This is a genomic window from Terasakiella sp. SH-1 (genome assembly GCF_004564135.1).
In the GTDB taxonomy this organism is placed as follows: Bacteria; Pseudomonadota; Alphaproteobacteria; order Rhodospirillales; family Terasakiellaceae; genus Terasakiella.
In genome coordinates, this window is the sequence record NZ_CP038255.1 from 3708273 (window position 1) to 3729952 (window position 21680).

The following is a 21680-nucleotide window of genomic DNA, read 5'->3' on the forward strand; positions in this document are numbered from 1 at the left end:
AGGGCATGAGCATGGCGGATAAAAGCGCACTCATCGAACATAAAAGCCAGTTAGTGGATTATCTGGCCAGTGGATGTAAGCCGAAAGCCGATTGGCGTATCGGAACGGAACATGAGAAATTTGCTTTTTGTACCCAAAGTTTAAAGACCTTGCCCTATGAAGGGGAAAAGTCTGTACGTGCTTTGCTTGATGATCTTTCGCAATTTGACGAATGGACCCCTGTTTATGAGAACGGCAATATCATTGCATTAAAAGGCAATGACGGTTCTTCGGTAACGCTGGAACCCGGTGGGCAGGTGGAACTGTCCGGTGCACCGCTGGAAACCATTCACCAAACGTGTAAGGAAGTCGGCACCCATCTGGAACAGGCTAAAAAAGTCGCTGCTGATCTGGATGTGGGTTTCATCGGTCTGGGCTATCAACCGAAATGGTCTGTGGATGATATTCCGTGGATGCCTAAAGGTCGTTATAAAATCATGCGTGAATATATGCCCAAGGTCGGTACACTCGGTCTGGATATGATGAAGGCGACCTGTACGGTTCAGGTTAATCTGGATTTTTCATCAGAAAATGACATGGTGCGTAAATTCCGCACGTCACTGGCATTACAACCGATTGCAACGGCACTGTGGGCAAACTCCCCGTTTCGAAATGGTAAACCCAACGATATGCTGTCTTTCCGCTCCCATATCTGGACGGATACAGATGCGGACCGCTGTGGCATGTTGCCCTTTGTCTTTGAAGACGGTTTTGGCTTTGAGTCTTATGTGGACTACATGCTCAATGTGCCGATGTATTTTGTGTATCGTGATGGTCAATATATTGATGCGTCTGGTCAGTCTTTCAAAGATTTCATGGCTGGTAATCTCGCGGCTCTTCCCGGTGAACGCGCAACCATGACGGATTGGGAAGATCATCTGACAACAGCCTTCCCTGAAGTGCGCTTGAAGAAATTCCTGGAAATGCGCGGGGCTGACGGCGGGCCGTGGGGGCGTCTGTGTGCCTTGCCTGCTTTCTGGGTCGGTTTGCTTTATGATGATCAGGCATTGGATCAGGCCGAACAGTTGATCAAGGACTGGTCGGTAGAGGATTATACTTTCTTGCGTGATCGTGTGCCTTACACCGCGCTGAATACCGAATTTAAAGGCCAAACGGTTGGCGATATTGCCATGGATGTGCTTGATATCGCCCAAGGGGGCTTGAAACGTCGTGGCAACCTGAATTTAAGTGGTCAGGATGAAAGTAAATTCCTGGAGCCCCTGTATAAAATTGCTGAATCCGGTGAAACTCAGGCAGAAATTATGCTCAAAGAGTTTGAAACGCGCTGGAAAGGTGATATTGATCAGGTGTTCAAAGATCACGCCTATTAAGAGACGAGTAAAACAATGCCCAAAGCCATTAAATGCAATTCCCTTCAGGATGTGCGCGACAATATTGACCGTCTGGATGGGGTGATCATTCCTTTACTGGCCGAACGTATCCAATATGTCCTTCAGGCTGCCCAGTTTAAAGAAACCCGTGCGGACGTGCGTATTCCACCACGTATCGAATTTATCGTTGATCGCGTGCGCAAATTTGCCGAAGAAGAAGGCATGGACCCGGATATGGCAGAATCCATCTATCGCCATATTATGGAAGAGTCCATCGCCCGCGAAGAAATCCGCTGGGACGATATTAACGAATAGACTGGCGACTACACGCATCAGTAAAAAATAATTTGAAATTACCTCTTCTTGTTTCGATATCTATTATTAATAAATATTGATAAAGAGGAATGTCGTCGTGTCCTGGTTTCATAAAAGTATTTTATGGAAGATTGTTCTTCCCATCCCGGTTGCTGCTTTTGTTGCGATCATTTTGATGATGTTTGTTGTGCCCAGTATGATGCGCAATAATGCCATTGAGAATGCTGTTGAATCGGCGACACAGACCGTTGAACAGTTCAAAACAATTCGGGGCTATTATACCAAAAATGTCATTAAAAAGGTTTTGGCCAATGGGGGCTTGAAACCAAGCTTTAACCATAAAACCATGGATAATGGTGTTCCACTGCCTGCTACCTTCATTCATGATATGAGTGAATTGCTTTCAGAAAAAGAAACATCTATCCAACTCTATAGTGCTTACCCCTTTCCAAACCGGACACAGCGTCAGCTCGATAGTTATCAGCAAGAGGCTTGGGACAGAATATCGCAAAATAAAGACCTGAAATTTGTTAAAACAGAAGAACGTGAGGGGAAAACCATTGTTCGGGTGGCAATCGCGGACCTGATGGTGGCACAAGGCTGTGTGACCTGTCACAATACACGGGCGGATACACCGAAAGATGATTGGAAGTTAGGCGATGTTCGTGGTGTTTTAGAGGTCGCAACCACCATAGAAAATGTCGTTGCCCGTGGGGAAAGTCTGGCACAGACGATGATTGTTTTTGGTGTTGTTTTGGCTGCCATTCTGACTGTTGTTGCCTTATTGAGTGCCAGATCCGTTTCCGGTCCCATTCAGCAGATGACAAATATCATGCATGAATTTGCCGATGGCAAACAGGATGTTAAAATTCCACAATGGCAACGCCATGACGAAGTTGGAATGATGGCGCGTTCCATGGAAGTTTTTCGAAGTAATCGTTTAAAACGGTCGGCTCAAATTGAAGAACAACATGAACGTGAACAGCATTTAATTCGTGAACGGCGCGAACAAACCCAGCAAATGGCGGATGAGTTTGAAAATTCTGTGGGCACAATTGCGACTGAACTGGGTGGTTTTACATCCAACCTGCGTGAGGCGGCTCAATCCATGAACAGTGTCTCTCATGATGCGCAGAATCAAACCAATGAAGTTGCGCAAATGGCGGATAAGGCGACGCGCAATGCCGAGACAGTGGCAGCAGCAGCTGAAGAGCTTACAGCCTCTATTGGTTCCATTACCAGTCAGGTGTCTCATGCCAATGACGTAACGGAGAGTGCGCGCACTCGTGTTGAGCATACCAATGAAAAAATTCAGGAACTTGCAACGGCGGTGACAAAGATTGGCGAAGTTGTGCAGTTGATTTCAGGTATTGCTGAGCAAACCAATATGTTGGCTTTGAATGCAACCATTGAATCGGCCCGTGCAGGTGAGGCTGGCAAAGGGTTTGCCGTTGTGGCTGGGGAAGTGAAAAATCTGGCAACACAGACCTCGCAAGCCACACAGGAGATTGCTGAACAGATTAGAAATATCCAATCGGCAACCAATGAATCCGTTGATGCCATGAACGGTGTGGCCTCTATTATTAACGAGATTAATGAGATTTCCACAACCATTGCCCATTCCGTTGAAGAGCAAGGGACGGCCACACAGGAAATTTCACTTAATGCCCAAGAAGCAGCGGCCGGGACAGGGCAAGTTTCCTCGACCCTGACCTATATTAATCAGGCAACCGGTGATATTGGGGAGGCATCAGGCGGATTAAGCCAGTCGGTTAATGAGCTGAACCAACTGTCCTCTTCACTTTCTATGGAAGTTGATACGTTGTTAAAACACATTCGGGAAAATTAGGGCGTAACCCTAAATATCTGTTCCCCCCACGGTCAATGGGTCAATCAACATGGTTGGTTGGCCCACGCCGACGGGTACGCCTTGACCTGCCTTGCCGCAGGTGCCGATGCCGGGGTCCAGTTCCATGTCATTACCGATCATTTTCACCTTGGTCAGGCAATCTGGGCCATTACCGATCAGGGTGGCCCCTTTAACCGGGGCACCGATTTTACCGTTTTCAATCAGATAGGCTTCGGTACAGCTAAAGACGAATTTCCCGGATGTGATATCCACCTGACCACCCCCGAAGTTCACCGCATAAAGCCCCTTATCCACAGAAGCGATGATTTCCTGTGGGTCTTTATCGCCTGCAAGCATATAGGTATTGGTCATACGCGGCAGGGGTTGATGGGCATAAGATTGACGACGGCCATTGCCGGTGGCTTTAACCCCCATGAGGCGTGCGTTCATGCGGTCCTGCATGTAGCCTTTCAGGATGCCGTCCTCAATCAATACGGTGTTCTGGCTGGGGGTGCCTTCATCATCAATCGTAATAGAACCACGGCGATCATGAAGGGTGCCATCATCAACAACTGTGACGCCGGGCGCAGCAATGCGTTCACCAAGCAATCCGGCAAAGGCAGATGTTTTTTTGCGGTTAAAGTCGCCTTCCAATCCGTGACCAACTGCTTCGTGTAGCAAAACGCCCGGCCAGCCCGCTCCTAAAACCACCGGCATTTCACCCGCAGGTGCGGCAATGGATTCCACATTGACCAAGGCTTGTCGCAGGGCCTCATCACAGGCGGGTTTCCATGTGCCGGGTTTTAGATATTCCTCATAAGATACACGACCGCCCATGCCGTGAGAGCCGGTTTCCATACGATCACCAACGCCAACAACGACAGAGACATTCAGGCGGACCAGAGGGCGAATATCAGCAGCTTGTGAGCCATCGGCGCGAATAATACGCACGGCTTGCCAGCTTGCCGCAATGGAGGCTGTGACCTGTTTGACCCGCTCATCCTTACCTCGTAGGTAGGCATCCATTTCTTCCAGCAATTTGACTTTGACTTCAAAAGGAACAGGATTGATCGGGTTATCATCCACATATAGGGCGTTATTGGTGCCAATAGGGGCTTGGGCCATCACACCGCCATGACCAGAATGGACGGCCTTAACAGTGGTGCAGGCGCGATCAATGGCTGCTTGATCCAAGGTGGCGGCATGGGAGTAGCCACTGGCTTCACCGGCTACAGAGCGCAGGCCGAATCCTTGTGCGGTATCAAAATTGGCACTTTTTAGACGTCCGTCATCAAATGCCAGAGATTCGCTTTGACGATATTCCAGAAACAACTCACCATCATCAGCGCCATGCAGGGCATCTGTGATGGAACGTTCCACCTGGGCCTGATCAAGGTCGAAGCGGGAAAAGAAAAGATCATCGGTGGCTTTAAAATCGGACATATAGGGCCTATTTAGATTGCGTCATCCTCGCGTATGCGGGGATCTTTATCCATTATGGTGAAAGAGGTCCCGGCTTGCGCGAGGACGACAAAGAGTGAATTTATATTAGAATGTGGCCTCTTGTGCTGCATTCGTCAACGGTGTAAAAGGCCGCATTCACAGTTTCCCTTAGGTAAAGGACGATTATTATGAGCAAAACAACTTGGCGCACGAGCACACAATTGGTGCATGGTGGCATCAAACGTTCTGCTTTTGATGAAAACTGCGAAGGGCTGTTTGTGACGTCTGGCTATATTTATGCCAGTGCTGAAGAACAGGAGGCGACCTTCAAGGAAGAGATCAAACGCTATCAGTATTCCCGTTTTGCCAACCCTACGGTCGGCATGTTTGAGGAACGTATGGCAATGATCGAAGGAGCCAATTTCTGTCTGGCAACGGCCACTGGCATGGCGGCGATCAATACTGCACTGATGGCGATGCTTAAGGCAGGTGATCGGGTCGTGGCTTCGCGTGCCTTGTTTGGGTCCTCAGTCTTTATCATGAATAATATCCTGCCGCGTTTTGGTGTGGAAACCGTTTTGGTCGATGGTCATGACCTGAACCAGTGGGAAGAAGCCCTGAAAGAGCCAACACGTGCGGTCTTGCTGGAAACGCCAAGCAACCCGACACTGGATCTTGTTGATATGCAGGCTGTTTCTGATCTGGCGCACAAGGCTGGTGCACGCGTTATTGTTGATAACGTCTTTGCAACGCCCATCCTGCAAAAGCCGCTGGATTTTGGGGCCGATATCGTTGTTTATTCCACCACCAAATATGTCGATGGTCAGGGCCGCACAATGGGGGGGGCGATTCTCTTTAACGAAGAAAAACTTCTTAAAGAAGAGATCATGCCCTATTTCCGCAACACAGGCCCGTCCATGAGTCCCTTTAATGCCTGGACCCAGCTTAAAGGCTTGGAAACGTATGATATTCGTGTGATGAAACATTGCGAAAACGCCACGCTGGTTGCCAAATTCCTGGAGAACCTGAAAGGGGTTTCCAAGGTCAATTATCCGGGGCTGCACAGCCACCCGCAACATGATCTGGCGATGAAACAGATGAAAGCAGGCGGTCCGATGCTGTCTTTTGAAGTTGATGGTGGCAAGGACAAGGCGTTTGCCTTTGAAAATGCGCTGCAATTGGCAAAAATCTGTAACAACCTGGGGGACAGCAAAACATTGGTGACTCATCCGGGGACAACCACGCATTCGAAAGTGGACGAAGCTGAGAAACTCCATTTGGGGATTTCACCGGGCTTGCTGCGTTTGTCGGTTGGCTTAGAAGATGCCGATGACATCAAGGAAGATTTGGCCAACGCGTCCAAGGTTGTTTTTGGGTAAGAACAAATTGTCGCCCTCGCGAAAGCGGGGGCCTTTTTGTTACAGGGATAAAGATCTGGAGATGACGTTCTTTTTACGTCATTTTGCACTGCACAAAAAATTAACGCCACTTGCAGCATTTTTCTGATAGACTGCAAGCATGTTTGAAGAAACGCTCAGCAATTTTGGTCTGACGGGCAAGACCCATAAGCAATTGAACCTTGCACTTCAAGGGGGGGGGGCACATGGGGCCTATACCTGGGGGGTGCTTGATCGCCTGTTGGAAGATGATTTCATTTCCTTTGATACACTAAGTGGCACAAGTGCAGGGGCTGTCAATGCCGTTGCCTTTGCCCAAGGATATATGGAAGAAGGTGCTGCAGGAGCACGGGTGAAACTGGAAGAGGTCTGGAAAGCGATTTCCAAAGCCGGGGATTTCCTGTCCATTCCACAAACCCCGACTCAGATGATGAGCAAGGCCATGTCATCCATGGGAATGTTTGCCTCGTTTGATCATAACCCGCTGGATTATGACCCGTTGCGCGATATCCTGAGACAGCATATTGATTTTGCTGCCTTGCGTGATCATAGCCCGGTTGGTCTGTATGTGGCGGCAACCCAAGTGTCAAACGGCCATGCCCGCATATTTGAGACCGAGGAATTGACCATTGATATGGTGCTGGCATCTAGTTGCCTGCCGTTTTTGTCAAAGTCTGTCGTGATTAAGGGGGAGCCCTATTGGGACGGTGGGTTTTCGGCCAATCCGGCCATTCGCCCGGTGGTGCTGCATTCCAATACAAATGATACGTTGCTGGTCCAGCTTAGCCCTATTGATGATTTTCAGTTTCCCTCTCATATTGGCGGCATGCGTACGCATCTGAATCATTTATCATTTTCACAATCTTTGGTGCGTGAAATTGAATTGATTGAAGAAGGACGCGAGGTTTCGCGCTCTGGCATTGCCTTTGGTGACAAGGCCCGCCGATTAAGCCGTCATCATTTCCATTTGATTGATGGTTCACCAACCACGTCGAAGCTCAATCCCGGCAGTGAAATGACCCCGGATTGGACAATGCTTTGTGATCTACATGCTCAGGGCCGTCGTGATTGTGAAACATTTTTAGACACTCACCGTGATGCAATTGGTCATCAATCCAGTGTCAATTTGAAAGAGCATTTTAACTTGTAATGCTTCTCCCCCCTTGCGTCTGAGTTCTTGATCTGTCTATCTATACATACAGATTTATTATTTGCGGTGGGTATATATGTTTGAACGTCTTCCTCTTTGGCTGCGTCGTCCGAATTTTTCGCTTCCCTCTTCATCGGGGACAAGCACGACTTTTTTGCTGCGCCTTGGTGGGGCTGTGGTTCTTCTTGCCTTGCTGTATTACCCGGTTGGAATGGCGTTAATTCATACGATTGATGATGATATTGAACTCAGTGGCGAGGTTCAGCCCGCTCAAAGCCAAAGTGTGGCCGTTGCCGCCAAACTAATTGAACGTGAAACTGATATTCATCCCTGGGTCGCCAATGATCCGTGGTTCTTGCCGGGGGCTGCGCTGGATAATATGCCGAATTTTCAACAGGGAATCGTTTATGCCTTATCGCGTTTTGCCATTGAAATGAGTGACCAAATTGGGCGCACGCGCGGGTCGAGTGAGGTTGATAAGGATTTGGACAAAGCTGCAGGTCTGTTGAAATATGCTGGTGATGTCTGGGTCTTTGACTTAAGTGTTTCTTTGGCCCCGACAGCGCCCAGTGATGCGCAATATCGTGCAGCACGCAAAAGCCTGTTATCCTATAATGAACGCTTGGCACGTGGCGAAGCTGTCTTTGATGTGCGTGCCGATAATCTGGAAACTACACTGGAACGGATCGCAGCGGATCTGGGGTCAGGCTCGGCCGTCATTGATAAATATATCAGCGAAAATTCTGGTGCCTTTATAGATTTCCATGCTGATGATATTTATTATCGTAATAAGGGGCGTTTATATGCTTATTACTTGTTGTTGACAGCGCTGCGTTCTGACTTCCAGAATGTGATTATGGAAAAAGATGTGGTCAAGGCATGGGATCAAATGCTGGCTTCTCTTAAATCAGCAGCCATTGCCCAACCCCTTATTGTTGTTAATGCCGACCCGGATAGTTTTTGGCGTCCGAGCCATCTGACGGCACAGGGTTTTTATTTGCTGCGTGCACGCACTCAAATGAAAGAAGTTGCCAATATCTTGTTGAAGTAAGGGCAAAAGCAGGGCACCATATCGGCTATGACAGAAAGTAAAGAAATACGAGAACGGGTCTTCCTTGTTGTTGTTGATAACAGCGAAGAAGTGAAAGTTGCCCTTCGATTTGCCGCAAGACGTGCCAAGCATTCCGGCGGGCGTGTGGCCTTGCTCTATACGATTGAACCTGCGGAATTCCAGCATTGGATGTTCGTCGGCACACTTATGGCAGAAGAGGCCCGCGAAGAAGCCGAAGCTGCGGTGGGGGAATTTTCCGAGATTGCGCAGGAAATCACCGGGCAAATGCCGATGGTTTATATTCGCGAAGGTGATCGTCAAAACCAGTTGATGAAATTGCTAAAAGAAGAACCAAGCATTTCCTTGCTGGTTCTGGCTGCTGCTGATTCTACGGAAGGGCCGGGGCCGTTGGTGTCATCCTTGACCGGGAATATGGTTGGCGGTTTGCCGGTTCCTGTTACGGTTGTTCCGGGCACATTGTGTAACGAAGATATTGACCGCATCACCTGATATACCCAACTAAAATAGTTGGTTTTATGCCTTGACCTTTTGGTGAAATCAGACCAAATAAGGGACAAGAAAATTTATTTGCACTGAAAGGTATTTTTCTAAGATGTTTATCCAAACGGAAGCAACGCCGAACCCGTCTACGTTGAAGTTTATTCCCGAACAAACGATCATGAGCCAAGGGACGGCAAACTTTAATGACAAGGACGCTGCTGCGCGTTCTCCGCTGGCAACTCGCTTGTTTGATGTTGATGGTGTGGATAGCATCTTTTTAGGTGCTGATTTTATCACTGTGACCAAAGAAGATGATAAAGATTGGCAAGTGCTGAAACCTATGGTGCTTGAAGCCTTGATGAACCATTTCAGCTCTGGCGATGCCGTGGTGAAAGAAGGCGAAGATACAGCTTCAGCAGATAATGCAGATGATGATGAGATCGTCAAGCAGATCAAGGAACTGTTGGAAACCCGTGTACGCCCGGCAGTGGCCCAGGATGGCGGTGATATCATCTTCCATAAATTTGAAGACGGGATTGTCTATCTAACCATGATGGGGGCCTGTTCCGGTTGCCCAAGTTCCGGGGCGACATTAAAGCACGGCATTGAAAATATGCTGCGTTATTACATTCCTGAAATTCAGGAAGTTCGTCAGGCTGAATAGGCTTTGGCAAAATAAAGTTCAGGAAAAAGGCCCGGTATTTGCCGGGTCTTTTTACATGCGGGTCATTACCGACATGCTGGCGGCATTTCGTGATTGTCCCCGTTTGGAGAAAAGTTCGATCTTGGGTAGGGGATCAAAGGCATTAATGTCCGGGGATGGCTTGCCAAACAAATAGCCTTGTACATGCTGGATGCCACATTCACGCACAAAGACCAGCCCTTCCGGGTCATCAATCATTTCGGCAATGGTATCAACATTCAGGTCGCGACACAGGTTGCCAAGGGCAATCAGGAAGGACCGCCCTTTGGGCGCATTACGGGCATTGCGAATGGCTGAACCATCGAGCTTAACAATATCGACTTCCAGTGTAGAGAGATATTGGAAACTGGCAGCCCCTGCACCAAAGTCATCAAGGCAGACCTTGTAGCCCATTTTGCGCAGGTTCTGGATGAAGATATTGGCCTTTTTCAAGCTTTTGAGCTTGGCACTTTCCGTGATTTCAAACATCAAGGCCCCTTTGGCCCATTCATTGTTTTTCAGCAGGTTCATCAGTTTCTTGATGTAATTGCGATCCCCAACAGAATAGCCTGATACATTGACGGCCAGTTTATAGTTTTTCCCTTTGGGCTGTTGGGCAAGCCATTGCAAGGCCGCTTGGGCCATTGCGAAATCAAAATCCGGGATCAAGCCGGTTTCTTCGGCAAAGATAATATATTCATAAGGGGACTTTCCAGCCTGTTCCCCACGAAAACGAGCCAGACATTCATAGTGATGAATTTTACCATCGCGTGCACCAATGATGGGCTGAAAAGCGATGAAAAATTCTTTGTCAGCCACCACCTGTTTAAATCCGGCAATCTTATCATGGGCCTCGTCAATCAGGTCGCTCATATTGCGATTGAGGGAGGCGACCGAGAAATCTTTGCCACGGGTGTTTTTAAACTGATTGATGGTATAGGTCAGGCCGTTGGCCAGATCTTCTTCTGAAATATTTTCCGCATCCACATCCAGTGTGGCGGCATGGATATCAAGCTGAACATCATCCCCACTGGCATTGGAGGCCATTTCAGAAATTTTATCGGACAGTTCATCCACTTTCAGGTCTGTTTTATGGACAAGGCCGAATTTATTTTCACTGATGCGTCCTGCGGTATCGCCGCCAACAGAACTGGATTTCAGATAGCTACCAACGGAATGCATCAGGTGCCCGGCATCTTCATTGCCCAGATTATTGGCAATTTCCTGAAGCTGTTCCATATCCAGCATGGTCAGCTCAACAGCTTCGCCTTTCTGGGTGTTGCTTTGGATACTGGCTTGGGCCGCAGCCAGGAAAGATTCTTCATCATACAGGCCACTTTCGCTATCTTTTTGCAAGTTGCTGATACGGCCAAAATTATCACCCAGACGAAAACCAATAAACAGGTGGTTTTTCAGGTCTTTAACACGATAGCCCATCATTTCAATAGGTGAGGTTGGCCCACTGCGCCCAGCCAGACGCACGCTGATGGACTCAATGCGGTTCTGTTCATCTGTATTGGAAGCAACTTGCAGAAAAAGGGCGTGATCATCTTCGGTAATCACATCTGTTATGGGTTGGCCGATCAGGGCCTCTTCCTTTTTACCTGTAATGGCTGTGATGGCCCCACCGGCAAAGGCAATGTTAAAATCTGTATCCAGTTCGATGATAATGTCATTCCAGCAGAAGGTGAAGGCAACAAATCTGTCCCGTTCAGCTTTGAGTTCACTATCATTTCCCATAATCGACGCCTTATTTAATTTTGATAATCATTCTTTTTTTAGGTTATGGTATAGGAAACCATAAGATTTGTCAGACCAAAAAGTTTCTAAAGTTAATTAAATGATCGAAAAAAAGAATATTGAAAGCTGGGTCTTTGATTTGGACAATACCCTGTACCCGGTATCAGCGAATTTATTTGCTCAGGTTGACGTCAGGATGCGTGATTTTATTGCGCAATATTTGCGGGTCGATAGCGATGAAGCTTATAAAATTCAGAAACATTATTTTAAAACTTATGGTACCACCTTGCGCGGGCTGATGACCTGTCATGACATGGACCCATCTCCTTATCTGGATTATGTCCATGATATTGATGTGAGCACTGTTGAGCCCTCCCCTGAACTTGCCACTGCCATCAGGGGGCTTGAAGGGCAGAAATATATTTTCACCAATGCCTCTTATGACCATGCCATGCGGGTGATGGATCGTTTGGAGGTCTCTGATTGTTTTGACGGTATTTTTGATATTGTTGATGCGGGGTATGACCCCAAGCCCAAGGCCCATGTTTATGACAAGTTTTTGGAGAAATTTGCAATTGAGCCGACAAAGGCGGTGATGATTGAAGATATGGCCCGCAATCTGGAACCTGCGGCCAATTTAGGCATGGCCTGTGTCTGGGTGGAAAATGATCATGAGTGGGCCAAAGAAGGTGCAGAAGAACCTTATGTGCACGATCAGACCGATGATTTGTTAGGCTGGTTACAAGGACTGTAAGCGCAAAAAGAAAACTTGTGCGGCCCCGTATTTTCGCACATCCAGTTCTTCAAACCCTTTTGGGGGTTGCCAGTTTTCTTTTTTGGCGGTTTCCACGATGCACAGGGTTCCTGTTTCAATCCAGTTTGATTGAATAAGGGCACCAAGGGCTTGTTCATTCAGGCCGGATTTATAGGGAGCATCCAGAAAGACCAGCTGACAGGGTGCATCAGCCTTGGGCGGGTGGGTGGCGTCAGCGCGCATGGCATTGATTTCAGCCGCACTGCCCATGCCCTTGGCATTTTGGCGCAGGCATTTCATGGCGGCTTCATGATGATCCATGAAGGTCACATGGGCAGCCCCACGCGAAAAAGCTTCCAGCCCCAGGGCACCTGTGCCGGAAAACACATCCAGCACGCGCTGGCCGCGCAAGGCAGCACGGCCCCAGCTTTGATGTTCCAAAATATTAAAGATAGATTCCCGTGCCCGGTCTGATGTGGGGCGGGTGTCTTGTCCATCTGGGGCACTGAGTTTGCGCCCTTTAAACTTACCGCCGACGATCCGCATGAGGTTTCTTTCCTTTGCCTTTCCCTTTTGGGGATTGTTTTGGTTTGGGCTTGGTCACATTTGGTTTGCGTGGGCCACGAAACGGTGTTTTTTCTTTCGCCTTGGCAAACCCATCGCGATCTTCACCGGATCGCGCCTTGGAAATACCGGGCACCAGACCGCCAAAGATCTGGGCAATCATTTTGCGCGGGACTTCTTCCATTTCCCCGCGCGGCAATTTACCTAACGAGAATGGGCCGTAATCGGTGCGGATCAGGCGGGTCACTTCCAGTCCAAGCGATTCCATGATGCGGCGAACTTCGCGGTTTTTCCCTTCGGTGATTTTGATATTCACCCAGGCATTTGCCCCTTTTTGGATATCAAGCACAGCCTGAACCGGGCCATATTGTACCCCGTCAATGACTGGCCCTTCGTTTAAGGCTTCCAGTTCATTTTCATCCACACGGCCGTGCACACGCACGCGATAGCGACGCACCATGCCTGTGTCCGGCTTTTCCAGATAACGGGCCAGTTCCCCATCGTTGGTCAGCAGCAAGAGACCTTCGGTATTATAATCAAGACGACCGACAGAGATCACCCGTGGGGTGCCGCTTGGCAGTTGTTCAAAAACCGTCGGGCGACCTTCCGGGTCTTTATGGGTGGTCATCAGGCCGCGGGCCTTGTGATATTTCCACAGGCGCGGCGGTTGCTTATCAGGCAGGGCCTTGCCATCAACCACAATGATATTATTGGGCTGCACGTTAAGGGCGGGGCTGTCGATGACATTTCCATCCACACTGACTTTGCCATCCAGAATTTTACGTTCTGCCTCGCGGCGCGAACAGACGCCAGCACGGGCAATTACCTTGGCGATGCGTTCGCCTTTTAAGGTCAGTTTATCGTCGCTCATGATCTTGCGGCCTCAATAAATGCGTCAAAAATTTTCTTGTCACCCTCACAGATATGGAATTCCGGATGCCATTGGACACCGATACAGAATTTCATAAAGGGTACTTCCATGCCTTCCAAAACCGTATCTGGGGCAAGGGCGTTGATCATTATGCCTTCGGGCTTGTCAGCAATAGCCTGATGATGGGCGCTGTTGACCGACATTTCATTGACCCCAACGATCTCATGCAAGCGTGTGCCCGGCTTGATCTTAACCGTATGTCCGGCCTCATCACGGGGGTTGGGTTGTTCATGGGCAATACAGTCAGGATAGCTATCGGGGATATGCTGGATCAGCTTGCCACCCATGACCACATGTAGCAATTGTTGACCGCCGCAAATCCCCAAAATCGGCATGTCGCGATCAATGGCTCCTTTAGTCATGGCCCATTCAAATTTGGTGCGTTTGTCCTTGGTGATCACCGTGTCATGGACATCACTTTCGCCATACATGGACGGGTCCACATCAAAGGCCCCACCTGTAATCAGCAAGCCGTCAATTAAATCCAGATATTGTTCAGCCAGTTCCGGTTCATGGGGCAATGGCACAGGCAGGCCACCGCTTTTGACAACCGCGCCACAGTAGTTTTCACGCAATGCATACCAATCGAATTTGGAATAGGCGCCTTCGCCACCGTCTTCGCTGTCCATTGTAATGCCGATCAGGGGAGTTTTCATAGCTTCTGTATAAACTCCATATTATAGTCCTGTCCATGAACTATATGGATATTGCGATAAAAGAAGCCAAAAAAGCCGCCCTGCGTGGTGAGGTGCCCATTGGTGCTGTTATAGTGGATAGCCAAAGCGGCGAAATCCTTGCCTGTACCAGCAATCGCACGGAAGAAGATTTTGATCCCACAGCGCATGCCGAAGTGCTTGCTATTCGTCAGGCTGCGGCCAAGGTTGGGTCCACCCGTTTGCCTGAATGCGATCTTTATGTGACGCTGGAACCTTGCACCATGTGTGCTACGGCCATTTCTTTTGCCCGTATCCGCAGGCTTTATTTCGGGGCTTATGACCCCAAAGGGGGCGGGGTGGATCATGGCGCCTGTTTTTATGAACAACCCACCTGTCATCATAAGCCGGAAGTTTATGGCGGTTTGCAAGAACGTGAATGTGCAGCTCTGCTGACAACTTTTTTTCAGGGCAAAAGATAAAAGCTGTCTGTGTCTCCCTTGCGAAAAGCACATAGATTCGTTATACCCTGCGCTAGCAAATCATATTATTTCGGAGACGCACCATGTCGGGCTATCGAACCACGTTGACCCACTTTCTTATTGAAGAACAACGCCGCCGCCAGGGCGAAGGGGTGCTGACCCTGTTGCTGGCTGATGTGATGACGGCGTGTAAGCGTATTTCCGACCTCGTGGACCACGGGGAACTGGCAGGCGCACTGGGGACAATGGGCACAGAAAATGTTCAGGGTGAAGTGCAGAAAAAGTTGGATGTACAATCCAACGAACTGTTCAAATTCTGTAACACCATCGGTGGTCACTTGGCGGGTATGGCGTCTGAAGAAGAAGATGACGTGGTTACTGTTCCCGCAGAATATCGTGGTCGTTACCTGCTGTTGTTTGATCCGCTGGATGGATCGTCCAACATTGATGTGAACGTTTCTGTCGGGTCTATCTTTTCTATCCTGCGCTGCCCGGATGGGATTGAACAGCCGACAGCCGAAGATTTTCTGCAACCTGGTGTGGAGCAAGTCTGTGCCGGTTATACGGTTTATGGCCCGTCCACCATGTTGGTGCTGACCACAGGTAATGGCGTGCATGGCTTTACCATGGACCGTAATGTGGGGGAGTTTTTCTATACCCACGAAAATATGACCATTCCCGCTGATACACAGGAATTTGCCATTAACATGTCCAATATGCGCCACTGGGAAGCCCCGGTGAGACGCTACATTGAGGAATGTCTGGCCGGGAAAACAGGCCCGCGTGAAAAAGATTTCAATATGCGTTGGGTGGCTTCCATGGTGGCGGACGTTCACCGCATCATGACCCGTGGTGGTGTATTCATGTATCCCATGTGTGACAAGACCCGTGAAAAAGGGGGCAAATTACGCTTGATGTATGAAGCAAACCCTATGTCTTTCATTATTGAACAGGCAGGCGGTGTGTCTTCTACAGGGCGGGAGCGAATCATGGAAGTACAACCCAAAGAGCTACACCAGCGTGTACCCGTGATTTTGGGGTCAAAGAATGAAATTGACCGTATTGTCTCTTACCATTCAGAAGGTACTGAAAAATAAAGAGAATTATATTTTAAAAGAATTCAGGGTCCGCTATGTCGGGCCCTTTTCTTTTGAATGGTTGTAAAGTGAAATGCATATGTTATACTTTACGATAGTATTTTGTCGGTTTTTGGGGTGCGTTATGATGCAGAGAGATATGTCTTCTTATGGCGTTGCAGAAAGCTATTTTGAACAGCACGGTTATTCCGTGGCCGTTGATATGGTGATGGGGCGTTTGCATCTCAATACATCCAAGCAAGATCTGGAATTTTGGCTGGATGTTCTTAACCTGCTTGAAGACCTTGAAAAACGTCAGGCATTGGGGCAGGGATGCTTCCCACACCCAGAGTTCTCTAATAGAGAGGCAAGTTCGCATCAAAATTGATGATGCATTGCCTAAATTCAAATAATTTTCCTTTGATAATTCTTATGATTCAGTCAGCTAGGTTTATGTGCACTGCATAACGCGCAAAACAAGTAATAATTCCTAATATTTTGCGTTATAATTGTACCTAACAACAAGCAAAAATGATGGATAGCGGATATCTAGGAGGTCGGGTGATGGCGGTTAGGTCACGTTCTCCACACGTGATTGGCACCCAGTATTTTTCCAAATATGGGTATGACGTGTCGTTGGAACATGTCTCAAGAAAATTGACGTCTGGTCAGGATGCGGTTTTTTGGAAGCATGTGGTCGATGTGTTGGATGAGTTGCGCGCAGCAGACCTGGCGGGCAGGCAGGATTCGATATCACATAAAAATAAAGCCCCTGCTTTCACAGGGGCTATAAAACGGATGAAACTTAATCGTCACCCATCTTAAGGGCAGCGATAAAGGCGCTTTGTGGAATTTCCACTTTACCGAACTGGCGCATTTTCTTCTTACCCTTCTTCTGTTTCTCCAGAAGCTTTTTCTTACGGCTAATATCACCGCCATAACATTTGGCCGTGACATCTTTGCGCATGGCTGAGATGGTTTCACGCGCAATAACCTTGCCACCAATTGCAGCCTGAATCGGAATTTTGAACAATTGACGCGGGATCAAGTCTTTCAGGCGAGAACAAACCTGACGGCCCCGGCTTTCCGATTGTGATTTATGGGCCATAAAGGCAAGGGCGTCCACAGGCTCTGCATTCACCAAAATGGAGACTTTGACCAGATCACCGGGGCGGTATTCATCCACTTCATAGTCAAAGCTGGCGTAACCACGTGAGCAGGATTTTAAACGGTCATAGAAATCAAAGACGATTTCATTAAGCGGCAGGCGATAAACCGCCATGGCGCGTGCACCCACATAAGTCAGTTCCATCTGTTCACCGCGACGTTCTGTACAAAGCTGTAAGACCGGGCCGAGATATTCATCCGGTACCATGATGGTCGCCTTGATCCAGGGCTCGTCAATGGCATCAATTTTTGTCACATCCGGCATGTCTGCTGGATTGTGCAAATTGAGTGTTGTGCCGTCATTCATATGCATGTGATAGACAACGGATGGCGCTGTGGTGATCAAATCCAGATCAAATTCACGCTCAAGGCGTTCCTGAATAATTTCCAGATGGAGCAAACCTAGAAAGCCGCAACGGAAACCAAAGCCAAGAGCAGCTGAACTTTCAGCTTCATATTGGAAGGAAGCATCATTGAGATGCAGCTTTGCCAGCGCATCGCGCAGATCTTCAAAATCAGCAGCATCAACAGGGAAGAGGCCACACCAAACCACAGGGGTTGAGGGTTTAAACCCTTCCAGCGGGGCATCTGCCGGTTTTTTCGTTTCAGTGATGGTATCACCGACCGCAGCATCGGCCACAGATTTGATTGAGGCGGTGAAATAGCCGACCTCACCGGGATTAAGCTGGTCGAGCTTTTCCATTTTGGGGTTAAAACACCCCACTTGGTCAATTTGATATTCAAACTCGGTGTTCATGAAGGTGACTTTCATGCCACGTTTCAAAACACCGTCTTTAATACGCACCAGCGTCATAACGCCGAGATAAGGATCGTACCAGCTATCTACGATCAAGGCTTTTAACGGTTTTTGATCATCACCAATTGGGGCGGGCAATGTGTTGACAATGGCTTCAAGGACCTGTTCACAATTCAGCCCGGTTTTGGCTGAAACCAGAATGGCGTCTGTAGCATCAATGCCAATGACATCTTCAATTTGTTGCTGGATACGCTCAGGCTCGGCTGCAGGCAGGTCGGCCTTGTTGAGCACGGTGATAATTTCGTGATCACTATCAATGGCTTTATAAACGTTTGCCAGTGTCTGGGCTTCTACCCCTTGTGTCGAATCGACGACCAGAAGAGAGCCTTCACAGGCAGCGAGCGAGCGAGATACTTCATAGGCAAAGTCAACGTGACCAGGGGTGTCCATCAGGTTGAGCTGATAGATTTCGCCATTTTGAGCCGTATATTGCAAACGTACAGTCTGGGATTTAATCGTAATGCCACGTTCGCGTTCAATATCCATATTATCCAGGACTTGTGCCTGCATTTCACGCTCTGTCAAGCCACCGCACAGGTGGATGAGGCGGTCAGCCAGTGTGGATTTGCCATGGTCGATATGGGCAATGATGGAAAAATTACGGATATGGGACAGGTCAGTCATGTCTGTGAATCACTTAAATTTTTAAGAAAACCGAGCTTGGTATAAGGCTTTGTTAGCTTTTACGCAACATATTCGATACTATAAAAATGCACTTCTCTCCTCTATTTGGGGGGAGGATGTCTTCGTGAAAATTGCGTACATTATACTAAAACACTATAGCTTTATCGTTTTATAGTTGTTGCAATGAAAGTGAAAAAAGCGCATTTTTACAGTGGCGTAGTACCCAAAAATGGGACCGCTAGTTCTAGGGAGGATAATTGTGAACGACGCAACCGTCGCAAATAAGGCATCGGATTTTGCCACCAAGCAAGAATTTGACGCTCAAGTCGCAGAAGTCATCCAAAAGATTGCCGTAGACGCTGGTGATATCGTTATTGAAATTGCTGACGTTGCCGGAAATATTGAAGATGTAACTGCGCGGATTAACAAACAAACTGACAGTTTTAATCTGGTTCGCGAAGCTGCCGCGGCTATGGCGCAAGTCAAAAACGAAATTGCTGCCGCCGCACAGACATCATTGGAAGTCGCTGAAAAAGCCAATCGTGATGTGACGCAATCGCGCGATAAAGTCGAAGTTTCTTTAGGGAATATTCAAAATCTTGTTGATTTTGTGCGCGATATTGAAGAACGGCTTAAAGGGTTGAATGGTGCGCTTGAAGAAGTGCGCAGTGTCTCCGGTGTGATTCAAAAAATTGCGTCACAAACCAATTTGCTGGCATTGAATGCAACGATTGAGGCTGCGCGTGCGGGTGAGGCAGGCAAAGGGTTCGCCGTGGTGGCATCTGAGGTAAAGAACCTTGCCGGTCAAACAGCCAAGGCCACAGAACAAATTGACCAGACACTGGAAGATCTGGGCACACAGGTTGAACTGCTGATGGGTGAAAGTGCCCGTGGTGTGCGCAACGCGGCAGAAGCTCAGGCTGGAACCAAGGATATTGGGGACGCCATCAATCTGGTGGGGGATGCGATTGGTATGGTCGATGGTGAATTGATCAATATTAATCAGGCAACTTCATCAATTGATTCCCATGTGGATGGTGTTGTCACCCAGCTGGAAGAAATGTCTCTGCGTGCCGAAGAAAACCGCAAAGACCTGACGGGCTGTAACGAGCGGATCAGCAAGCTGCGTGATTTTGGGGCAGATTTGATCCAGTTGACCAACCAGTTGGGTGTGGAAACAGTCGACAGTTTCTTCATCAAGCAATTGGTGGATGGGGCTGCTACAGTTTCTCAGCTCTTTGAAGATGGAATTGCCCGTGGTGAAATCACCATGGAAGACTTGTTTGATCGCAATTACATCAAGGTCGAAGGCTCAAATCCGACGCAATATACCAACAAGGCGCTGACCTTTCTGGATAAATATTTGCCTGCAATCCAGGACCCGGTTCAGGCATCTCATGAAAAATTTGTCTTTGCAGCCTGTGTGGATACCAACGGTTATTTGCCGGTGCATAATACGAATTTTTCCAAGCCGCAAAAACGTGGGGATGTGGAATATAACACAGCCAATTCCCGCAATCGCATGATCTTTAATGATCGTGTTGGCTTGGCCGCAGGTCGCAATGAAAAGCCGTTCCTTGTTCAGGCATATCGTCGTGATATGGGCGGTGGGACCTTTGTGATGATGAAAGATGTGTCTGCCCCGATCTGGGTGAAAGGCAAACACTGGGGCGGTATGCGTAGCGGTTATAAACTGTAATTCACAACGTCATCCTCAGCTTGACTGAGGATCTTTGTCCCATGAGGAATAAGATCCCCGCATCCGCGAGGATGACCCTAGAACACTAAAAGTGGATTTGTATGAAAATGCAGGTCCACTTTTTATTTGTATCCTTTCCGGGAAATGCTTTAAGTATTTAAGTAACTTGAGAATACTTAAAGAGGGGAAAACATGGTTGAAGGACCAATGCACAATTATCGTGAATTGTTGCGTGAAGGCTCAATCCATGCGGACCCTGCCCAAGAGCTGGCGGTTGAGAAACTGCAACTTCTCCATCATGCTTTAAAATCCTATGAACCCGATAGTGGGGAAACCGGCTGGCGTGCCCGTTTTGGTTTAGGGCGGCGAAAAGAAGCGCCAACACCACCACAAGGACTTTATATCTATGGTGAAGTTGGACGTGGCAAGTCGATGCTGACGGATTTATTCTTTGAAGATGCGCCGGTTCAGGCCAAGCGCCGGGTGCATTTCCATGAGTTCATGCGCGAAGTCCATGAACGGCTCAAAGATATTCGTGAAAAGAAACTCGATAAAAAAGAAGATGCCATCATTGTCTTGGCAAAAGAGCTGACCAGTGAGGCTTGGCTTTTATGTTTTGATGAATTTCAGGTCAATAACATTGCGGATGCCATGATCTTGGGTCGTTTGTTTGAGACTTTGTTTGCAAATGGGGTTGTGATTGTTTCGACCTCCAATCGAGTGCCTGATGATCTTTATAAGGATGGTTTGCAACGTGAACGTTTCCTGCCGTTCATTGATATGATCAAGGAAAAGCTGGATGTGATGGAGCTGGAAAGCCCGCGCGATTACCGCTTGGGTCGTGAAAGTGGTGAGCAAACCTATTTCTATCCACTGGATATGGAAAGCCGTGACCAGCTCTTTGAACAGTTCGAACAGATGACTGAAGGCCAAGCCAAAAATGATTATGTCATTATCAAATCACGCAAGATTGATGTTCCCAAAGTCTATGAAAAGATTGCCTATTTTACCTTTGGCGATTTGTGCATGAAACCCTATGGAGCCAATGTCTATCTGGAATTGGCAACTCTGTTTGATGTGATCTTTATCGAGGCCATCCCGCTTCTGTCTCCACAAAATCGCAATGAGGCGGAACGTTTCGTCAATTTGATTGACGCGCTTTACGAGCATAAGGTCAAGCTGGTTTGCTCTGCTGCCGCACGACCGGAAAAACTGTATCCTGAAGGTGATGGTTCCTTTGAATTTCAGCGCACCGTCTCTCGCCTGATGGAAATGCAATCTGAAGACTATCTCAGTGCCCAACATTTGACTTAGGGTCATCTTCGCGCATGCGGGGATCTCATTCTTCTTGAGATAAAGGTCCCCACTCCAGTTGAGGACGACGTAACCTGTTGCATAAAGCGAATCCCTGCTGT

General features: G+C 48.2%; 21 protein-coding genes. 15 read left to right on the forward strand and 6 right to left on the reverse strand.

The features are described from left to right. Positions 1-5 precede the first annotated feature (5 nt). The 3 genes from E4K71_RS17535 (at position 6) to E4K71_RS17545 (ending at position 3534) form a co-directional block, all read left to right on the forward strand. Positions 6-1370, forward strand: a complete 1365-nt coding sequence (locus E4K71_RS17535) for a glutamate--cysteine ligase (protein WP_135081802.1) — start codon at positions 6-8, stop codon at positions 1368-1370. 15 nt (positions 1371-1385) lie between these two features. After that, positions 1386-1685 (forward strand): chorismate mutase, encoded by a 300-nt coding sequence (locus tag E4K71_RS17540; RefSeq protein WP_135081804.1) that lies wholly within the window; start codon positions 1386-1388, stop codon positions 1683-1685. 97 nt (positions 1686-1782) lie between these two features. Further along, positions 1783-3534, forward strand: a complete 1752-nt coding sequence (locus tag E4K71_RS17545) for a methyl-accepting chemotaxis protein (protein ID WP_135081806.1) — start codon at positions 1783-1785, stop codon at positions 3532-3534. A gap of 9 nt (positions 3535-3543) precedes the next feature. Here the strand turns inward: E4K71_RS17545 and tldD are convergent, their stop codons facing one another. Next, positions 3544-4977 carry a metalloprotease TldD gene (gene tldD, locus E4K71_RS17550; RefSeq protein WP_135081808.1) on the reverse strand — a complete coding sequence of 478 codons (1434 nt, stop codon included), beginning with the start codon at positions 4975-4977 and terminating at the stop codon, positions 3544-3546. Between the two features lie 188 nt (positions 4978-5165). Between tldD and metZ the strand changes: the two genes are divergently transcribed. The 5 genes from metZ to E4K71_RS17575 all read left to right on the forward strand — a co-directional run bounded on the left by metZ (position 5166) and on the right by E4K71_RS17575 (position 9740). Beyond that, positions 5166-6356 (forward strand): O-succinylhomoserine sulfhydrylase, encoded by a 1191-nt coding sequence (metZ, locus tag E4K71_RS17555; protein WP_135081810.1) that lies wholly within the window; start codon positions 5166-5168, stop codon positions 6354-6356. Between the two features lie 139 nt (positions 6357-6495). Continuing rightward, the gene (locus tag E4K71_RS17560; protein WP_135081812.1) at positions 6496-7524 is read left to right on the forward strand and encodes a patatin-like phospholipase family protein; all 1029 of its coding nucleotides are present in this window, start codon (positions 6496-6498) and stop codon (positions 7522-7524) included. Positions 7525-7600: 76 nt separating this feature from the next. Continuing rightward, positions 7601-8575 carry a DUF2333 family protein gene (locus E4K71_RS17565; protein WP_135081814.1) on the forward strand — a complete coding sequence of 325 codons (975 nt, stop codon included), beginning with the start codon at positions 7601-7603 and terminating at the stop codon, positions 8573-8575. Between the two features lie 27 nt (positions 8576-8602). Beyond that, positions 8603-9085 (forward strand): universal stress protein, encoded by a 483-nt coding sequence (locus tag E4K71_RS17570; RefSeq protein ID WP_135081816.1) that lies wholly within the window; start codon positions 8603-8605, stop codon positions 9083-9085. 103 nt (positions 9086-9188) lie between these two features. After that, on the forward strand, positions 9189-9740 hold the full coding sequence (locus E4K71_RS17575) for a NifU family protein (protein ID WP_135081818.1): 552 nt from the start codon (positions 9189-9191) through the stop codon (positions 9738-9740). A 51-nt stretch (positions 9741-9791) separates the two neighbouring features. Here the strand turns inward: E4K71_RS17575 and E4K71_RS17580 are convergent, their stop codons facing one another. Beyond that, the gene (locus tag E4K71_RS17580; RefSeq protein ID WP_135081820.1) at positions 9792-11498 is read right to left on the reverse strand and encodes a GGDEF domain-containing phosphodiesterase; all 1707 of its coding nucleotides are present in this window, start codon (positions 11496-11498) and stop codon (positions 9792-9794) included. A 100-nt stretch (positions 11499-11598) separates the two neighbouring features. Here E4K71_RS17580 and E4K71_RS17585 point away from each other — a divergent pair, with 100 nt between their 5' ends. Beyond that, a complete protein-coding gene (locus tag E4K71_RS17585; RefSeq protein ID WP_135081822.1) occupies positions 11599-12252 on the forward strand; it encodes a pyrimidine 5'-nucleotidase in 654 nt (217 codons plus the stop codon). On the opposite strand, the gene rsmD is transcribed toward E4K71_RS17585, so the two are convergent. From rsmD to E4K71_RS17600, 3 genes are read right to left on the reverse strand one after another with little or no spacing between them, the layout of a single operon-like run. After that, complete coding sequence (rsmD, locus tag E4K71_RS17590; protein ID WP_135081824.1) at positions 12238-12798, reverse strand: 16S rRNA (guanine(966)-N(2))-methyltransferase RsmD; 561 nt, start codon at positions 12796-12798, stop codon at positions 12238-12240. The two genes, E4K71_RS17585 and rsmD, sit on opposite strands and share 15 nt — an antisense overlap. Then, positions 12779-13687 (reverse strand): pseudouridine synthase, encoded by a 909-nt coding sequence (locus tag E4K71_RS17595; protein ID WP_135081826.1) that lies wholly within the window; start codon positions 13685-13687, stop codon positions 12779-12781. The genes rsmD and E4K71_RS17595 overlap by 20 nt, the downstream gene beginning before the upstream one ends. After that, positions 13684-14403 carry a gamma-glutamyl-gamma-aminobutyrate hydrolase family protein gene (locus tag E4K71_RS17600; protein ID WP_135081828.1) on the reverse strand — a complete coding sequence of 240 codons (720 nt, stop codon included), beginning with the start codon at positions 14401-14403 and terminating at the stop codon, positions 13684-13686. Before E4K71_RS17600 ends, E4K71_RS17595 begins: the two co-directional genes overlap by 4 nt. Before the next feature lie 44 nt (positions 14404-14447). Between E4K71_RS17600 and E4K71_RS17605 the strand changes: the two genes are divergently transcribed. The 4 genes from E4K71_RS17605 to E4K71_RS17620 all read left to right on the forward strand — a co-directional run bounded on the left by E4K71_RS17605 (position 14448) and on the right by E4K71_RS17620 (position 16783). After that, positions 14448-14882: a nucleoside deaminase gene (locus E4K71_RS17605; RefSeq protein WP_135082124.1), complete on the forward strand. Its 435-nt coding sequence runs from the start codon at positions 14448-14450 to the stop codon at positions 14880-14882. Between the two features lie 83 nt (positions 14883-14965). Beyond that, positions 14966-15979: a class 1 fructose-bisphosphatase gene (locus E4K71_RS17610; protein WP_135081830.1), complete on the forward strand. Its 1014-nt coding sequence runs from the start codon at positions 14966-14968 to the stop codon at positions 15977-15979. A gap of 124 nt (positions 15980-16103) precedes the next feature. Then, positions 16104-16346: a hypothetical protein gene (locus E4K71_RS17615; RefSeq protein WP_135081832.1), complete on the forward strand. Its 243-nt coding sequence runs from the start codon at positions 16104-16106 to the stop codon at positions 16344-16346. A 176-nt stretch (positions 16347-16522) separates the two neighbouring features. Continuing rightward, on the forward strand, positions 16523-16783 hold the full coding sequence (locus tag E4K71_RS17620) for a hypothetical protein (RefSeq protein WP_135081834.1): 261 nt from the start codon (positions 16523-16525) through the stop codon (positions 16781-16783). Here E4K71_RS17620 and lepA read toward each other — a convergent pair. Then, positions 16764-18566, reverse strand: coding sequence for a translation elongation factor 4 (gene lepA, locus E4K71_RS17625; RefSeq protein WP_135081836.1), 1803 nt, complete (start codon positions 18564-18566; stop codon positions 16764-16766). The genes E4K71_RS17620 and lepA overlap by 20 nt on opposite strands. Positions 18567-18825: 259 nt before the next feature. Here lepA and E4K71_RS17630 point away from each other — a divergent pair, with 259 nt between their 5' ends. Beyond that, positions 18826-20265: a methyl-accepting chemotaxis protein gene (locus E4K71_RS17630; protein WP_167730684.1), complete on the forward strand. Its 1440-nt coding sequence runs from the start codon at positions 18826-18828 to the stop codon at positions 20263-20265. A gap of 192 nt (positions 20266-20457) precedes the next feature. Beyond that, complete coding sequence (zapE, locus tag E4K71_RS17635) at positions 20458-21579, forward strand: cell division protein ZapE (RefSeq protein ID WP_135081840.1); 1122 nt, start codon at positions 20458-20460, stop codon at positions 21577-21579. Positions 21580-21680 lie beyond the last annotated feature (101 nt).